11 protein-coding genes and 5 tRNA genes are annotated in these 15124 nt (G+C 63.7%); 13 read left to right on the top strand and 3 right to left on the bottom strand.

The features are described 5' to 3' along the window. Window positions 1-38 precede the first annotated feature (38 nt). Together GA615_RS18245 and GA615_RS18240 are read left to right on the top strand one after the other, a co-directional pair. Entirely contained in the window at window positions 39-1256 is a 1218-nt protein-coding gene (locus GA615_RS18245) for a selenium-binding protein SBP56-related protein (protein WP_152052747.1), read from the top strand. A 73-nt stretch (window positions 1257-1329) separates the two neighbouring features. Beyond that, entirely contained in the window at window positions 1330-1941 is a 612-nt protein-coding gene (locus tag GA615_RS18240) for an SCO family protein (RefSeq protein ID WP_152052746.1), read from the top strand. Between the two features lie 40 nt (window positions 1942-1981). On the opposite strand, the gene GA615_RS18235 is transcribed toward GA615_RS18240, so the two are convergent. Next, window positions 1982-3367 (bottom strand): protein kinase domain-containing protein, encoded by a 1386-nt coding sequence (locus GA615_RS18235; RefSeq protein ID WP_235905530.1) that lies wholly within the window; start codon window positions 3365-3367, stop codon window positions 1982-1984. A 223-nt stretch (window positions 3368-3590) separates the two neighbouring features. Here GA615_RS18235 and GA615_RS18230 point away from each other — a divergent pair, with 223 nt between their 5' ends. Continuing rightward, window positions 3591-4538 (top strand): pseudouridine-5'-phosphate glycosidase, encoded by a 948-nt coding sequence (locus GA615_RS18230; RefSeq protein ID WP_152052745.1) that lies wholly within the window; start codon window positions 3591-3593, stop codon window positions 4536-4538. 62 nt (window positions 4539-4600) lie between these two features. On the opposite strand, the gene GA615_RS18225 is transcribed toward GA615_RS18230, so the two are convergent. Both GA615_RS18225 and GA615_RS18220 read right to left on the bottom strand, forming a co-directional pair. Next, a complete protein-coding gene (locus GA615_RS18225) occupies window positions 4601-6481 on the bottom strand; it encodes a hypothetical protein (RefSeq protein WP_152052744.1) in 1881 nt (626 codons plus the stop codon). A gap of 293 nt (window positions 6482-6774) precedes the next feature. Then, the gene (locus GA615_RS18220; protein WP_152052743.1) at window positions 6775-8151 is read right to left on the bottom strand and encodes a hypothetical protein; all 1377 of its coding nucleotides are present in this window, start codon (window positions 8149-8151) and stop codon (window positions 6775-6777) included. 733 nt (window positions 8152-8884) lie between these two features. Between GA615_RS18220 and GA615_RS18215 the strand changes: the two genes are divergently transcribed. From GA615_RS18215 to nusG, 10 genes are all read left to right on the top strand, one after another. Beyond that, window positions 8885-10558 (top strand): sigma-70 family RNA polymerase sigma factor, encoded by a 1674-nt coding sequence (locus GA615_RS18215; RefSeq protein WP_152052742.1) that lies wholly within the window; start codon window positions 8885-8887, stop codon window positions 10556-10558. Between the two features lie 336 nt (window positions 10559-10894). Next, window positions 10895-10967, top strand: a tRNA-Thr gene (locus tag GA615_RS18210). Window positions 10968-11050: 83 nt separating this feature from the next. Next, window positions 11051-11132, top strand: a tRNA-Tyr gene (locus GA615_RS18205). Window positions 11133-11290: 158 nt separating this feature from the next. After that, window positions 11291-11361 (top strand) — tRNA-Gly (locus GA615_RS18200). A 229-nt stretch (window positions 11362-11590) separates the two neighbouring features. Then, a tRNA-Thr gene (locus GA615_RS18195) sits at window positions 11591-11663 on the top strand. A 201-nt stretch (window positions 11664-11864) separates the two neighbouring features. After that, entirely contained in the window at window positions 11865-13076 is a 1212-nt protein-coding gene (tuf, locus tag GA615_RS18190; protein WP_152052741.1) for an elongation factor Tu, read from the top strand. Next, window positions 13073-13240 carry a hypothetical protein gene (locus GA615_RS27570; protein WP_161602410.1) on the top strand — a complete coding sequence of 56 codons (168 nt, stop codon included), beginning with the start codon at window positions 13073-13075 and terminating at the stop codon, window positions 13238-13240. Before tuf ends, GA615_RS27570 begins: the two co-directional genes overlap by 4 nt. A gap of 21 nt (window positions 13241-13261) precedes the next feature. After that, window positions 13262-13334: transfer RNA gene (locus GA615_RS18185), tRNA-Trp, on the top strand. Between the two features lie 214 nt (window positions 13335-13548). Further along, window positions 13549-14070: a preprotein translocase subunit SecE gene (gene secE / locus GA615_RS18180; protein ID WP_152052740.1), complete on the top strand. Its 522-nt coding sequence runs from the start codon at window positions 13549-13551 to the stop codon at window positions 14068-14070. Between the two features lie 94 nt (window positions 14071-14164). After that, window positions 14165-15013, top strand: a complete 849-nt coding sequence (gene nusG / locus GA615_RS18175) for a transcription termination/antitermination protein NusG (RefSeq protein ID WP_152052739.1) — start codon at window positions 14165-14167, stop codon at window positions 15011-15013. Window positions 15014-15124 lie beyond the last annotated feature (111 nt).

Here is a 15124-nt window from a genome sequence, read left to right as displayed (position 1 = left end):
GCCGTTTCATCACGGTCTTGCCAAGGAGGATTGCGCTCATGCGATCTCGTCTCCCTCTCCCCTGCGTGCAGGTGGTCCGAACGCTGGCGATCGTGCTGATCGCCTCGGTCGCCTGCGCCGAGACGTGCCTGTCTCCCTACGTGACGCGACTCGATCGGCCGGAAGCATACCTGTATGTCTTCTGCGTCGATGCCGATGCAAAGGACAATGATTTTGTCATCACCGTGGATGTCAACCCAGCCAGCCCGAGTTACGGCACGATCATCCATCAGCTTGATCTCGGCTCGAAGGGGAACGAGACGCACCACTGGGGGTTCACCGACGACCGGACGCGCATCTGGGCCGGGGGGCTCTTTTCGAGCCGGATCTGGATCATCGACGTGGCGACCGACCCGGCCGCCCCTCGGATCGAAACCGTCCTGGAGGACGTCACGGAACAGACGGGGCTGTCGGGGCCGCATACCTATTACGCCCTTCCGGGCCGGATGCTCTTGACCTTCCTCGGCGCGGCCGATGGCGGACTTCCGGCCGGGATGGCCGAATTCACCAACGACGGCCGCTTTATCCGCCGAATCGACCAGCCCGAGGAATCGCCGTACGGCTACGATGTGGCCGTCAAAACCGAGTTTAACCGCATGGTTTCGAGCGCCTTCACGCCGTTGCGCAATTATGGGAAGCCGTTCCCCGAGATGAGCCTGAACGACTTCGGCAACGAGTTGATTGTCTGGGACTTCAAGGAGCGGAAACCGCTTCAGGTCATGGAGGCCGGGCTTGCTCCGCTGGAGGTCCGCTGGTCGCTCAAACCTGAAAATGATTATGGGTTCACGAACTGTGCGCTCGATAACTCGATCTATCTGTTCAAGGGGCGTGGCGACGGCACCTACGAGACGAAGAAAGTGGCCGACACGGCCGCTTTACCCGCCGACCTGAGGCAGAGCCCCGACGATCGCTTCCTCTACGTCTCATGCTTCGGCGGCGACGAGATCCAGCAGTGGGACGTGTCGGATCCCGAAAACCTCGTGCTGACCAGCACAGTGGTTCCCTGCGTGCAGCCGAACATGATGCACCTGACCGGCGACGGCAAGCGCATGTATGTGACCAACTCCTTGCTCTCAACCCTCGACCGCTCGGAAAACTTCTGCATCCGGCTCGTCCGGATCGGACCGGACGGCATGAAGGTCGATCCGTTCTTCGATGTTGATCTGACCAAATTCCCGACGGGCGCGGCCCGTGGTCACGACATGCTGATCAACTGATCCCATATCACCCCACGTCGAACACCGACTCAATCACCACGCGCGACATCGACCGCACGAGGAGCAACCACAAATGATTCTTCATGGCATCTGGCTCGCGATGGGCTCCTGGGTCGCCTGGTTCGGCGCCTTGGCGGCGATCGAAGACGATTCCCGGCTGGCGGACATCGGTCCGGCGCCGGAGACGGTGCTGGTCGATGCGCGCACCGAGCAACCGTTTCGCCTGGCCGACCTGCAATCGCAGGGCAAGGCCGCCCTGGTGAGCTTTGTCTACACGACCTGCAACGGGTCGTGCCCGGCCACCACGCATACGATGTACCGCGTGCAGGAGGAACTGAAGCGCCGCGGGCTCTGGGGCGACCGTGTCGCCCTGGTGTCCATCTCGCTCGATCCGAAAACGGATCGGCCGGAGATTCTCAGCCGATACGCCGAGATTTTCGGCGCCGATCCTTCAGGATGGCATTTCCTGACGGGCGACCCGAAGCCAGTGGCCGAGGTGATCGCCGCCTGGGATATGTGGGCTCGGATCGGCCCGAGCGGCACGCTCGACCATCCGTCGCGGATCTTTCTGGTCGATCCCAACGGTCGGCAACGAGAAATTTACAATCTTCAGTTCCTCGATCCCGAATCGGTCGTAGCCGACATCCAACTTGTCCTTGACGAGGCGTCGGCGGGAACCCGCTAACGGAGGGAATCTCTCCGCCGTCCCCCAGCGTCGAGCAGGCTCAGCAGAAGGGCCGAAGCGCCTGGCGAAGGGCCGAGGCGCTGGGGAAGCGGTCGGCGGGGTCTCGGGACAGGCCGCGGTCGATCACGGCGGCGAGCTGAGGAGGAATCTCGGGGCGTCGCTCGCGGATGGGGATGGGGGCCTGTTCCAGGACCAGTTGCACCACGTCGATCCCTTCGCCCACATGATCATGGATAAACTGGCCGGTGAGCAGGAAATAGAGCGTCGCGGTCGTGGCGTAGATGTCGCCCGACGGCTTGACGGTCTTGAAGTCGAGCATCTGCTCGGGGGGCATGAAGGGAATCGTCCCACGCATTTCTCCGGAGAAGGTCAGGCCCGACAGGCCGATGCTCCGGTAACTTTTGGCCAGGCCGAAATCGGAAATCTTGACCGAGAGCAAGCCGCTTGGTGTGCGACCGATGAGAATGTTTTCCGGCTTGATGTCCCGATGGACGAAGCCTTGGCGATGGGCGTGATCGAGTCCCTTGAGAATCTGAGCGGCCATCCGGCAGCCCTGGTCGATCGGGTACTGGCCCTGGGCGGCTCGGGCAACGGCCTCAAGATTGCTGCCGTCAACATACTCCATGGCGAACCAGAAGCGACCGCCGGAAGTTCCCTGTTCGAGCCACTCGACGATGTTCGGATGCTTCAGCTTGCTGATGACCGTCATTTCGCGGAGGAAGCGGTCGATGGCCGATCGGGCAGCGGCCGACTCGGGCACGATCAGCTTCAGGGCGACCTTGCGCCCGGTCCGGGAGTGCTGGGCGAGATAGACGACCCCCATCGCCCCCCGTCCCAGCTCGCGGAGGGTCTTGTAGTGCGGCACGGGCTGGGGGGTCATCGCCATCTCGGCCCGGCAGTTGTCGCAAAGCCAGTAGACCGACTCCGGCCCGCGTCCCTCTTGTTCATCCTGAGCAACAAGGGTGCCCTGAGGGGCCGAAATCCCACAACCGCCGCAGACGATCGGGGCGAACGAGACCGGAGGCCGATCGTGCTCGGCCGTGCCCACCTCGTCGGGCCGAAGCAGGCCCGGCATGCCGCCCGAGGCCTCAATCTGGACCCGAAAGACCGTTTCTCCGGCCATGATCCGGTCGCCATGAACCAGGCGCGACCGCTCCACCGGCCGATCGTTGACAAACGTGCCGTTGGTGCTGCGCAGGTCGCGGAGCGTCAGGTCGCCTCCGCTGGTCACTCGCAACTCGAAGTGATCGCGCGAGAGCGAACTATCTTCAGGGACCGAACCGTCAACCAGAAGTGAACGGCCCACCACGAACGGTTCGGCGCGCTCGACCACGAACGACCGGCCCGCTCGGGGCCCCTCGACGATCTCAAGCACCACTCGGAAACTGGTGGATCGCTCCGGCATGGTTCGGGGTACTGCACTCACGCGTCTGGTCCGTTCCACTCATGATTCGGATGAGTCCATGATGCAGAATCCATTCCACACCAACAAAAAGGGGTTCGTCTCTCGGAAAGCTGCCTCGACTCAACCCCATCTCGCCGAGAGGAACTGTCTTCTATCCTACGGAATCACCCCCAAAATCGCCTGGAAGTTTTTTCGCGAAAACCTCCGATTTCCAATGACTGCATGAAGTTATGCGAGCCAACCAATGAATGCATTCACAGAGGCGATCGCCCTCGACATCGCCCACGCCTTGCAGCGCGGCCAGCCCGTGGTGGCGCTGGAATCGACCCTGATTGCTCACGGCCTTCCCTGGCCGACGAACCTGGAAACCGCCAGACGATCGGAGCAGGCCGTTCGAGAGGCCGGAGCCGTTCCGGCGACGATCGCCGTACTGAACGGGAGGGTCCGGATCGGGCTGAGTGACACCGAACTGACACACCTGGCCCAGGCGAACGACGTGCTGAAGGCTGGCCGACGCGACCTGAGCCCGGTCCTTGCCCGGGGCCAGAGCGCGGCAACCACCGTCTCGGCCACGCTCTGGATCGCCCGATCGGCGGGCATCGGCGTGTTCGCGACGGGGGGCCTTGGAGGAGTACACCGGAACGCGGCCGAAAGTTTCGACGTGTCGATGGATCTCGACGAACTGGCTCGGGCTGATGGTTCGCTGGTCGTCTGCTCCGGGGCCAAGACGGTCCTCGATCTGCCCGCCACCCTCGAAGCTCTGGAAACCCGAGGGGTGCCGATCATCGGCTATCAGACCGACGCGTTGCCCGCTTTCACAAGCCGAACCACCGGCCTGCCCCTGGAGCATCGGGTCAACGATCCGGTCGAGGCGGCCCGGCTCGTCGCCGTACACCGGCAGTTCGGCCTGCCCTGCGCGGTGGTTCTTACCCAACAGGTTCCCGAATCAGAAGCCCCGGACGAAGCATTGATGAATGCCGCGCTCGACGACGCCCTGAACCAGGCTGATCGTCTTGGCATCAGCGGCAAGCGGCTTACCCCGTTTCTCCTTGCTCGCATTCATGAAGGAACCGGTGGCATGAGCCAATCGGCCAACGCCGCTCTGATTGTGGCCAACGCCTCGCTTGCGGCTCGGGTGGCGGTCGAGTTGGCCCGGATCGCTCCCAACGGTCCCGAAGCCGGAGCCGGTTGAACTCCGGTCCGGCTTCAGGCCCACGATTGGTGATTGCATGGCGTTTCGTCGGCCCGATCGGATCAATCGATCGGCGGCGGAGGCGGGCGCGAGGCATCAGACTCGGGGGCCGGAGCCGGCGACGGCGTCTCACTGGGCTCGACTGCGGGGACGTCGGGCTCCGACTCAACCGGGGGCACCTCCGTTTCGGGAGCCGAAGCTGGAGCCGGGGCCGGGGCCGGAATTGGGGTTGGGCTCGGTCTTGGAGCCGGAGCGGACGCCCGTGGGGCAGGGGGATCGACCTGGAACGACCGGAGGACCTCCTCAACCTGTTCGCGGAACTCGGCGGGAACCCCTTCGGTCAGGCTCATCAGTTCCAGGGCCGCACCGTTGGGCAATTGCACCAGATAGGCCGAGGAGTAGGCTCGGCCGGCGTCCTGCACGGCAAAGGCTTCAGGCACATAGGTCAGCGGCAGTTCCAGCCGGTAAACCCGTTTGCCTCCCCACTCCGGTTCGGGCAGCCAGCCCTCGGACCCCTGGCCGACGGTCACACCGGGCGGGGGAACCGATCGCCAGCCCTCGATCATCCGTTGCACGAACGGATCGGGGCGAAGCTCGGGGGGCACCTCGCCTCGGGGGTGAAACACGAACGTCATGTGATCCGGCACCCCGTCAATCCGCACGCGCTGCAAGACAACGTCCTCGCCCGCTTCCTGGTCGGCCGGGGCAGGACGGTAATCCTGCGGATGCTCGAACTGGAATCGGTTCTCGGGGTCTCGGAAGACGACCCAGGAATTCTGCCGGGTCGGTTCGGGAGCCGGGTTCGGAAGCGGGGGGATCAGCTCGGCCGGCACGGTGCGCCGACGTTCCAGGTTCAGCTCGCGAAGCTGGGTCGCCCGCATGCCGATGCGTCCGGTCTCGTCCGGGAATTCGACCACGTCCCGTTGCGCGAGCAAGAGCCGATTGATCGACCCTTGAACATCCAGCATCCGAGGTTCGAGCGTATTGAGCTGCTGGCCCCCTTGCGGTGCATCCAGGGTGGTTTCCGGGTCGATGAAGGCAAATTCGAGCTGGGCATTCACGGCGGTCATGGCGCTGACCAGTTGCACCCGGCCACTGACCCGGATCACGGCCCGAGTGTTCTGGTCGGTTGCGGTCGGGGGGATCAGCTCCTCAAACGTCGCCTCCAGCGAGCCGTCGATGATGGTGTCGCCCAGCAGGGCCTCGGCGGCATCTCGGGGAACGTTCCAGCGATCCCCGACCCCCTGGTGAAGGGTCGAGAGCAGGCCCGCCAGCTTCGGCATGTCGATCTGCTGGTAGGCCGCGAAGCCAAACTGCTCCTGATTCAACCGCGACGAGCCCGGCAAGGTCAGGATCGTCGGCACCGGCCGGCCCTCATCCTGGAGCCAGAAGGTCTGACCGGCCAGCCCCACCGGCCCCGTGGTTGACGTGTCGGGCACGCCGTCTCGCGTCAACTGCACCGTCTGGTACGAGCGAACCAGGGCCGAGACGGTGCGATTTTCAATGCCTCCGACCTGCGCCGGCCGTTCGACCACAATGACCCGAGAAACCAGTTGCGTGCGTTCGGGAGCCTGCCCCGGCTGCTCGAACGACCGATCGAGGTTCTCGACGAAGGCGACCTGATAGGGGCCGATCCCGCTGTCGTTGGCATCGGGCGGGGCGTAGGCTTCGATGAACCGATAGCGCCGTCCGGTGTCTCGGCCAGGTTCGCCCACTCCGGGAGCCGGGCGAGTCTCAAAGCCGGGCGGAGAAGACGCCGGTTGACCGCTGTCGAGGCCCGGAGCGGGTCGTGTCGCCCCGATCGGAGGCGCCGGGCGCGACGCTCCTTCTTGCCAGGCCATCGCCATCGCCGGCGACAGCCCGAAGGCCAGGGCCAGGCCCAGGATCCCAAACAGTTGTCCGGTTCGTCGGCCTCGCGCCGGCATGGTCGTCCTGCTCCTCATGTCCGCTCTCCTCCGGTCCGGGTCCGAGCCGGTTCCCGATCTGGCGACCCCCGACGATCCGGGATCGACGCAAAAGGCTGGATCAAGGCGGGCGATGAGCCAACGCCCCTCGCCATCCAATCCGCCTTTTCAATCCCCCGACGAACACCATCTTACCGACCAAGGGCCAGATTCGTGAAACACGCGTGCCAACCATTTATGATCAAAATTGAGCAGAGGCCATCTGCAGATCGGAAACCAATGGCGGATTCGACCGATCGGTCCCGACAAGGCTCCACCGCTCGGCCCCTTCATCAACGAACCTCCGGCAACCAGCGCAACGAGCCGATCATCCGTTGATCGCGTCGGCCGAATCGCTCGACCTGCGAGGCCCGAAGCGTGAAGATTGCCACGACCTGACGACCCTTTGAGTCGGACACCAGGTAATAATACCAGACGATCGGCTCCTCTCCCTGCCGACCGGCCAGCGCCAGCCGATAGCGAAACTCTCCTTCGGGAGCGGCCACGGCTCCCGCGTCGATCATCCGGTCGAACCGATCGCCGAGCGCCTTCTTCACGTCGTCCCGAAACCGCTCGGCCTTGGGTTGCGCTCCCGGCTCGACGGTCGGCCCGGCCACAAGATTCGCCTGCACGACCACCGTGCCCGCCTCGACCCGCCGCAAGACGACCTGCTGCTCGTCCTCCGAGAACACATGCCAGGCTCGGTCGTGCTGAAGCGTATAACGCCCATCGGGGGCCGAGTACGTGAGCAAAAGCCAGTCGTCGGGCAGCCGATCGGGGACCTTCGGCGCGGGGGTTTCGCTCGCCTCATCGGCCGCCTTGCTCCGCTCGATCCGAATCGTGCTGCGGAACTCCAGGCCCGCCTCGACCGGCCCCGGCTTGCGGCGTTCGTCCCGTTCGATCGTCACCAGGGCAATCCGACCGGCCCGGCGATCGAAGCGCAGCGAGCCGGTGATCGTCATCTCTCCCTCTCCTCCCAGGACTGCCCCGGCAATCGATCCGGCCAGATCGACCTCGGCCGACTCCTCATCCACCGATCGGAGCGTCGCCTCGACCGTGTTCGACGCCAGGGCATCGTAGCCACTGATCGACCGAGCGACCCCGTCGGGCACGGCCCAGCGAGCCCCGGGAGCCACCTCGGCCCCATCTTCGGGCAGCAGGGCGAGCACGTCGATCGGATCGGCCGGCATCTGCACCAGATCCAGCTCGGCCCGCGTCAACGGTCCCTGTGGACTGGCGACGACCACCCGGCCGTCCGGTTCGGTCGGTCGCTCGACGATCAACGAGGAAACCTCGGGCCGCAAAGTGATCGTTTGCGGTCGGATCGGCTCCGGCCCACCAATGGCCACGCTTGCCTGCTCGGCCTGCCGCCAAAGGCGCGTCGGCTGTCCCTCGGTATCGACCGCAAGCACCTGATCGACGGACTCGATCCGGGTCGAAACCGTCAGCTCGATCGGGGCAACGGGGGTGTCCTCGGTTGCCTCTCCGGGCAAGTAGCGTCCCTCAGCTTCCAGCGAGGCCCGCACGCGGAGCCGATCCCCCGGGTTCAGGCGCTCGACCAGCGCGACCGGCCCCGGCTGATCCTCGGCCGCCTGAACCGCAACGGGCCAGAACGTCACCAGCGCCAGAACGACCACCGAGATCCCACCGAGTCGGAGCCTGCTTCGCATCCCGATCACACTCCTCCCGCTTCCAAAGGTGCCGGTCGGGACTCGAAGCCCCCGCTCCAGAACCGATGGAGGGAATTCCGTCCCCCGAATACCCATCCCACCAGAAACTGTCCGAAAACGGTGCACCCGTCGCGCCGAAACTGATCGACGTTCCCTCCTGTCTTCGAATTTCGACCGTGCGACCGTCGTTTCCCGAAAATTTTCCGGATTTTTGCCGCAAACCCGCATGAGCCACGAATAGGTATGTGCCGGGCGCTTCTAGTCCTCGAAGCATGATGCGTCTGAGAAACGCGCGGCGGAAGATGTCAAATCGACATCCCCTTTGTGTCCTGCTGCTCCGCGAAGTTGCCCGCGCAGCACTCGACACGAGCAAAACCAACGACACAAACCCATGAAAAATCAGAACTTAAGCCATACACCCTCAACAACAACCGTTCCCTCTCCGCGAGGGGTACATCGTTTGCGGGGCGTTGGTTGTGGTGAATTCAGCCTTGACACGAAGGTTCTCGGGCGAACTTCGCTCCTCCCAACGCTCTCTTGAGAGAGACAGAACGTAGGGTTCTTTGGGAAGAATCCGAGTTGAAGGGCCGAACTCAATGACGGGTTTCGACGAAAAGATGAACAGACGGAACCTTCGTCACGGCCGAAAGCGTCCGAGCTATTACAGTCGTCTGCATCAAGGTGAGATCAGTCCTCAGCCGGGATCGCTTTTGAGCCCGGGAGCGAAGCAGGGATGAGCCAGTCCTATCGCCACCCAGCACTGCGACAGTTGATGGAACAGCAAACGCGCTCGGCCACCCGAGAGCGTCGGCTGGAACAACTGGACCGCGCCGAGCGACTTCTGGCCGAAATCGAAGGCGGCAAAGTCTATCCCTTCGAATTTCTCTGCTACCGAATCACCGGCTACCGGGCCGATTCTTCCTCGTTGCTGACGATCAGCGGTCGTGATGTCCGACATGATCTTCGGCTATACGTCGAAGACCTGTCGCGCACCGTCGGCCAGCCGGTCGACGAGGCCACTGAGCCGGTCTTGACGGTCGAAGACGTAAGCCGGCGCTATCAGGTTTCGACCCGGACCGTCAATCGCTGGCGACGCCAGGGTCTCGTGGCCCGGCACTTCCGGGTCGACGGTCGAATCAAAGTCGGTTTCCTGGAATCCAGCTTGGATCGATTCGTGTCGGAGCACCGCGAACAGGTCGATCGCGGGACTCGTTTTAGCCAGTTGTCCGACGCGGAGCGCGACGAGATCATTCGACGCGCCCGCCGCATGGCTGCGGTCCGGCAGGCCAGCCTTGCCGAGATCGCCCGGAGGATTGCCCGTAAGATGTCCCGCTCTCCTGAGACCATTCGCATGACGTTGAAGACCTACGATCGGGAGCATCCGGACCGAGCGATCTTCCCCGGCTCGACCGGCCCGCTCGATCCCGAAGCCCGGGCCCAGATCTACCGGAAGTTCCGCACCGGAACCTCCGTCGAGGTCCTGGCCAAGCAATACGGCCGGACCCGGTCGAGCATCTATCGGGTCCTCAACGAGCTGCGTGCCGAACGCCTGCTCGAAACGAAGCTCGAGTACATGCACAACGAGAGCTTCGACGACCCGAAGGCCGCCGCCGAGATCCTCGCCGAGATGCCCGTGCCGGCCGACGGCAAGGCCCCTCGCAAGGTCAAGGCCCCCAAGGGCTTGCCACCATACCTGGCCAGCCTCTACGAGGTTCCCTTGCTCTCTCGCGAACAGGAAGCCCACCTCTTCCGGAAGATGAACTTCCTGAAGTACAAGGCGTACCTGCGCCGCGAGAAGCTCGACCCGCACAAGGCCAAGACCGCCGAGCTTGACGAGATCGACCGCCTGCAAGACGAGGCCCTGGCCGTCAAGAACCAGATCATCCGGGCCAACCTCCGCCTGGTCGTCTCGATCGCCAAGCGGCACGTCGGCCCCAGCAACAACTTCTTCGAGCTAGTCTCCGACGGCAACATGTCCCTGATCCGCGCCGTCGAGAAGTTCGACTACGCCCGCGGCAACAAGTTCTCCACCTACGCGAGCTGGGCGATCATGAAGAACTTCGCCCGCACGATTCCCGAGGAGAACTACCGCCGCGACCGCTTCGTCACCGGCCACGAGGAGATGTTCGAATCGGCCGCCGACGGCCGGATCGACGAGCACGAGTATGAGGTCGCCCACCGCCGCAACGTCGAGGCCGTCCAGGGGATGCTCGGCCGCCTCGACGACCGCGAACGGCGGATCATGATCTCCCGCTACGGCCTCGACGGCTCCCGTGAGATGACCCTCGAACAGCTCGGCAAGGAGCTGGGGATCACCAAGGAGCGCGTCCGCCAGATCGAGTCGAGGGCCCAGGAAAAGCTCCGCCGGATCGCCGTCGAGGAGCGCATGGAACTGCCCATGTTCTGACCCATCCCCCTCGCGTCCAACTGGCCCCCTCCACCCGCCGGAAACGCTCGCTCGTTTCCGGCGGTGTTCGTTGGGGAAAGGTAGCCAGAAAAGCGACTCCGAAGACTCCGAACTCCCGGGTGAGGTCCCGTGTCTGACCCCTCACCCAGGCTCGACCGCAAAAGAACGTGCGGTCCCCTTGCCCCCCCCGGCTCGAGCGCGTTACCATGACGTTCATCGTGATTCCAAGGGCGTTTCGCCGCTCCGCCGAACGATTCCAACGATTTGACGGAGAAAACCGCTTGCAATCGACCTGAAGTCACGGTAAATTCTGACTTTTCCGCTGCCCGGAATTTCGCTGGCGTAGCTCAACTGGCAGAGCAACGGTCTTGTAAACCGTAGGTTGTGAGTTCGAGTCTCACCGCCAGCTCTGTCGGATCACGTCGCGGCGATTCGGTGACGGTTGAAACCCTGGAACACTCGCACCGTGTGCAGAGGGTGACAGGAAGACACGGGTGGTTACCCTAGCGGTCAAAGGGGCCAGACTGTAAATCTGGTGGCACAGCCTTCGCAGGTTCGAATCCTGCACCACCCACTCCGACGTTTGAGGCTCAATCAAGCCCGCCTGCGTGGCCAGAGTTTCAACCCTCGGACGAATTGCCGAACAGGATTGATCGAAGGAGGATTCGCCCCACCACCGCAGTTGCCTGCTCGATTCGATTTGCTGACGCTCCAGCGCCTCCTGGCACCAATGCGGGTGTAGCTCAATGGTAGAGCCCCTGCCTTCCAAGCAGGCGGTGTGGGTTCGATTCCCATCACCCGCTCTCCCAATTTGCCAGCCACCGCCAGAGCCTCAGCCCGAGTGGAATCAGCCCCCGAGACGCTGACCCACCCCTTCGAATCGACCATTGATTCTGCGAGAACGGTGGCGAAGACTTCCCCCTTGGTCCTTGACCCCGAACCACGATCGAACCGATCGAAGACGAGGTTTGCTCACGAGACACTCACTCCGAACGCCTTGACGCGAGAGGACTCCCGTCAAGACACCTTCTTGCTGCCGTGGCTCAGTCGGTAGAGCGCGTCCTTGGTAAGGACGAGGTCGTGGGTTCGAATCCCACCGGCAGCTTTCCCTGTACGAAGCGTGATGACCCGGATCGGTTCCCGTCCGTTTGGTCGGCGAATCGATCCTTTTAGGACCGCGCCGTCCGACGCCCGGCGGAACCCGACCCCGGTTCGGGACGCGGCCGACCACCGCCGGACCTCGCGGGGCGACGGGCTGATACCCCCCACCTCGCTTTCCAGAACCAGGAGACGACGGGAAGCACCGATGGCCAAGGAAACCTTTGTTCGCACGAAGCCGCACGTCAACGTCGGCACCATTGGGCACATTGACCACGGCAAGACCACGTTGACGGCCGCCCTCTTGGCTGTCCTCGGCGCCCGTGGTGGTGCGCAGTCTAAGTCCTATGCCGACATCGCCAAGGGTGGCACCGTCCGCGACGCCAGCAAGACGGTCACCATTGCCGTTTCTCACGTCGAGTACGAGAGCGAAACCCGGCACTACGCCCACATCGACTGCCCGGGCCACGCCGACTACATCAAGAACATGATCACCGGTGCCGCCCAGATGGACGGCGCGATTCTGGTGGTCTCCGCCGCCGACGGCCCGATGCCTCAGACCCGTGAGCACATCCTGCTCGCTCGTCAGGTCGGCGTGCCCGCTCTGGTCGTCTTCCTCAACAAGGTCGACCTGGTCGACGACGAGGAACTGCTGGAACTCGTCGAGTTCGAGCTGCGCGACCTTCTGACCCACTACAAGTTCCCCGGCGATGAGATCCCGATCATTCGCGGATCGGCCAAGCCGGCGTACGACAACCCGTCCGACGATACCGCCGCCAAGCCGATCCTCGAGCTGGTCGCGGCGATGGACAGCTACATCCCCGAGCCGGTTCGAGACGTCGACAAGCCGTTCCTGATGCCCGTCGAAGACGTCTTCTCCATCAAGGGACGTGGCACCGTCGGCACCGGCAAGATCGACCGCGGCATCGTCAAGGTCGGTGACAAGGTCCAGATCATTGGCTTCGGCGCCAACATGGACACGACCGTCACCGGCGTCGAGATGTTCCAGAAGACCCTCGACGAAGGCCGGGCCGGCGACAACGTCGGCTTGCTCGTGCGAGGCATCGAGAAGGAACAGCTCGAACGCGGCCAGGTCATCTGCAAGCCCGGCTCGATCACCCCGCACACGAAGTTCGAGGCTGAGGTCTACGTGCTCTCGAAGGACGAAGGTGGCCGTCACACCCCGTTCTTCAAGAACTACCGGCCGCAGTTCTACTTCCGGACCACCGACGTCACCGGCACCATCGTCAACCTGCTGTCCGAGGACGGCAGCGAGGCCGAAATGTGCATGCCGGGCGACAACATCAAGATGACCGTCGAGCTGATCGCACCGATCGCCATGGAGGAAAACCTCCGCTTCGCCATCCGCGAAGGTGGCAAGACCGTCGGTGCCGGTGTCGTCACCAAGATCATCGAGTGACGCCCTTCGAACGCAGAACCTTCGGGTTCCGCGATCCCTTGACGAACTCCATCATCCCGGCCGACGCCTCGCCCTTCCAGGCGATCCGCGTCGGCCGGGATGTCCGATGGATCAGGGACAGTGGGTTTGCCCCGCTGGACCAGGACCTCCCCGGGACGATCTGACCCCTCGCCCCGGCGTTTCGTACGAGCGTAGCTCAACTGGTAGAGCACCGGTCTCCAAAACCGGGGGTTGGGGGTTCGATTCCCTCCGCTCGTGCTTCGTATCGTTCTTTTCCTCCGGACAGGCCCGGACCTTCTCGGAGTCTCATCCGATGGGGTTCATGGGGCGAGTTGATGAGTCGGTGGCCGGATTGGGTCACAGGCCCGTCACCATGCCGGAGGAGAAGTACACCGTTGCGAACACCACAGAATCGGTCTGACTGCAGTCAATTCATGAGCGGCGTGATGGCGTCCTTGGGAGGGTCGGGCGAATGGGCAAGGTGAAGGATGATGCAACCGAGTCCCGCGCGTCGAAGCCCGCGGACAAGGCAGCCCGTCGCAGTGGCAAGAACCAGTTTGTCGCCACCCTGTTGAGTTCCGCGCTCTACAAGCCGATGCAGGGCTGGCATGCCCGGCTCTGGACCGGCATCGCCATGGCCGCCATCCTGCTCATTGGCGTCACGCGACTATTTGTGACCCTCGACGGCACCGAGATCTACGTTCAGTTCGGCATTTGTGGCGTCCTGGCCGCGGCGTTTGCCTGGCTGAGCTTCCGGTTGGTCCACTACCCGCCGTTCGCCGACTTCCTCATCGCCACCCAGGCGGAGATGAACAAGGTTTCCTGGATCAGCCGAAGCGATCTGAAGCGGGCCACCGGCGTCGTCCTGGTGACGGTGCTGGTCATCTCCTTCTACCTGTTCGCGATCGACAACGTCTGGATGATTTTGCTCAACCAGATCGGCGTGCTCGATGTCTCGGCCGGAACCGGCCAGGCGATCGGCTCGGCCGGTTGACGTTGTCCCCCGAGAGGCCGACGCGCCGCTCGACCTCTTGCCCTGATGGCTTGCTCCACTCGCTCCGAACCGAACTCCCACCCCCGACTGCCGGATGAGTACGACGCCCGACGAATACGACGAGCCGCCTCTCGAGCCCGAGTCAGGCCCGCCGTCGGAGCCGACCGATCCGGAGTCCGGGTCGGTCGTCGGCCCATCGAACCTCTTCGAAGTCGAGGAGTCCGCGCCCGACGGCGGCACCCCGACCGGTGAGACTCCCGAACCGTCCGACGCTTCCGAGGCCACCGACGAGGTCTTTCCTGAAGCCGAAGCGGACCAGCCCGACGAACAACCTGCCTCCGCTGTGGTTGAAAGCCATGCCGTGGAGGACGAGGCACCGTACGAGGGTGGTGACGACGATGACGAACCGCCTCCCGAACTGGTCTGGTACGTCCTGAAGGTTCAGAGCGGCCGCGAAGACACGATCCGTGATGCCCTCGAACGCCGGGTCAAGATTCAGGACCTCGGACACTACTTCGGTCAGATCGTCGTTCCGAAGGAAAAAGTCACCGAGATCCGCAACAACAAGAAACGCACCGTCGAGCGCAAGAGCTACCCGGGCTACATCATGGTCCACATGGAGCTCAACGAGAAAACCTGGTTCGTGGTCCGGGAGACTCCCGGCGTCGGCGACTTCGTCGGCGCCCACGGCACCCCGACGCCGATGAGCCAGACCGAGATCGACAAGATCCTCAAGCCCGAGGAACCCGGCGAAACCAAGGCCATTCCCAAGATCGACCTCGAACGCGGCGACCGCGTGAAGATCAAGGAGGGCCCCTTCGAAAACTTCGAGGGAACGGTCGAGGAGGTCATCGAGGCCCGCGGCCTGGTCAAGGTGATGCTCATCATCTTCAACCGGCCCACCCCCGTGGACCTGGAATACTGGCAAGTCGAACGAGTCTGAGTGTTTGGGAGTAGGCAGCCGGCAGTAGGCAGTAGGCAGTGAAGACTTATGCCGCCGATCTGGGATCCCCCGTCCCTTTTCTTCCCTGCCTACCGCCTACCGTCTACTGCC

The sequence above is a fragment of the Tautonia marina genome (genome assembly GCF_009177065.1).
In the GTDB taxonomy this organism is placed as follows: domain Bacteria; phylum Planctomycetota; class Planctomycetia; order Isosphaerales; family Isosphaeraceae; genus Tautonia; species Tautonia marina.
The sequence above is the reverse complement of the archived record's forward strand: the minus strand, read 5'-3'. Positions and strand labels throughout refer to the sequence as shown.

What these genes read in the sequence shown, in the direction of transcription:
- GA615_RS18215 (WP_152052742.1), top strand. Translation starts at nt 8,885, where the DNA reads ATGAGCCAGTCCTATCGCCACCCAGCACTGCGACAGTTGATGGAACAG.
- GA615_RS18225 (WP_152052744.1), bottom strand. Translation starts at nt 6,481, where the DNA reads ATGAGGAGCAGGACGACCATGCCGGCGCGAGGCCGACGAACCGGACAA.
- secE (WP_152052740.1), top strand. Translation starts at nt 13,549, where the DNA reads ATGGGCAAGGTGAAGGATGATGCAACCGAGTCCCGCGCGTCGAAGCCC.
- nusG (WP_152052739.1), top strand. Translation starts at nt 14,165, where the DNA reads ATGAGTACGACGCCCGACGAATACGACGAGCCGCCTCTCGAGCCCGAG.
- tuf (WP_152052741.1), top strand. Translation starts at nt 11,865, where the DNA reads ATGGCCAAGGAAACCTTTGTTCGCACGAAGCCGCACGTCAACGTCGGC.
- GA615_RS18220 (WP_152052743.1), bottom strand. Translation starts at nt 8,151, where the DNA reads ATGCGAAGCAGGCTCCGACTCGGTGGGATCTCGGTGGTCGTTCTGGCG.
- GA615_RS18245 (WP_152052747.1), top strand. Translation starts at nt 39, where the DNA reads ATGCGATCTCGTCTCCCTCTCCCCTGCGTGCAGGTGGTCCGAACGCTG.
- GA615_RS18230 (WP_152052745.1), top strand. Translation starts at nt 3,591, where the DNA reads ATGAATGCATTCACAGAGGCGATCGCCCTCGACATCGCCCACGCCTTG.
- GA615_RS18240 (WP_152052746.1), top strand. Translation starts at nt 1,330, where the DNA reads ATGATTCTTCATGGCATCTGGCTCGCGATGGGCTCCTGGGTCGCCTGG.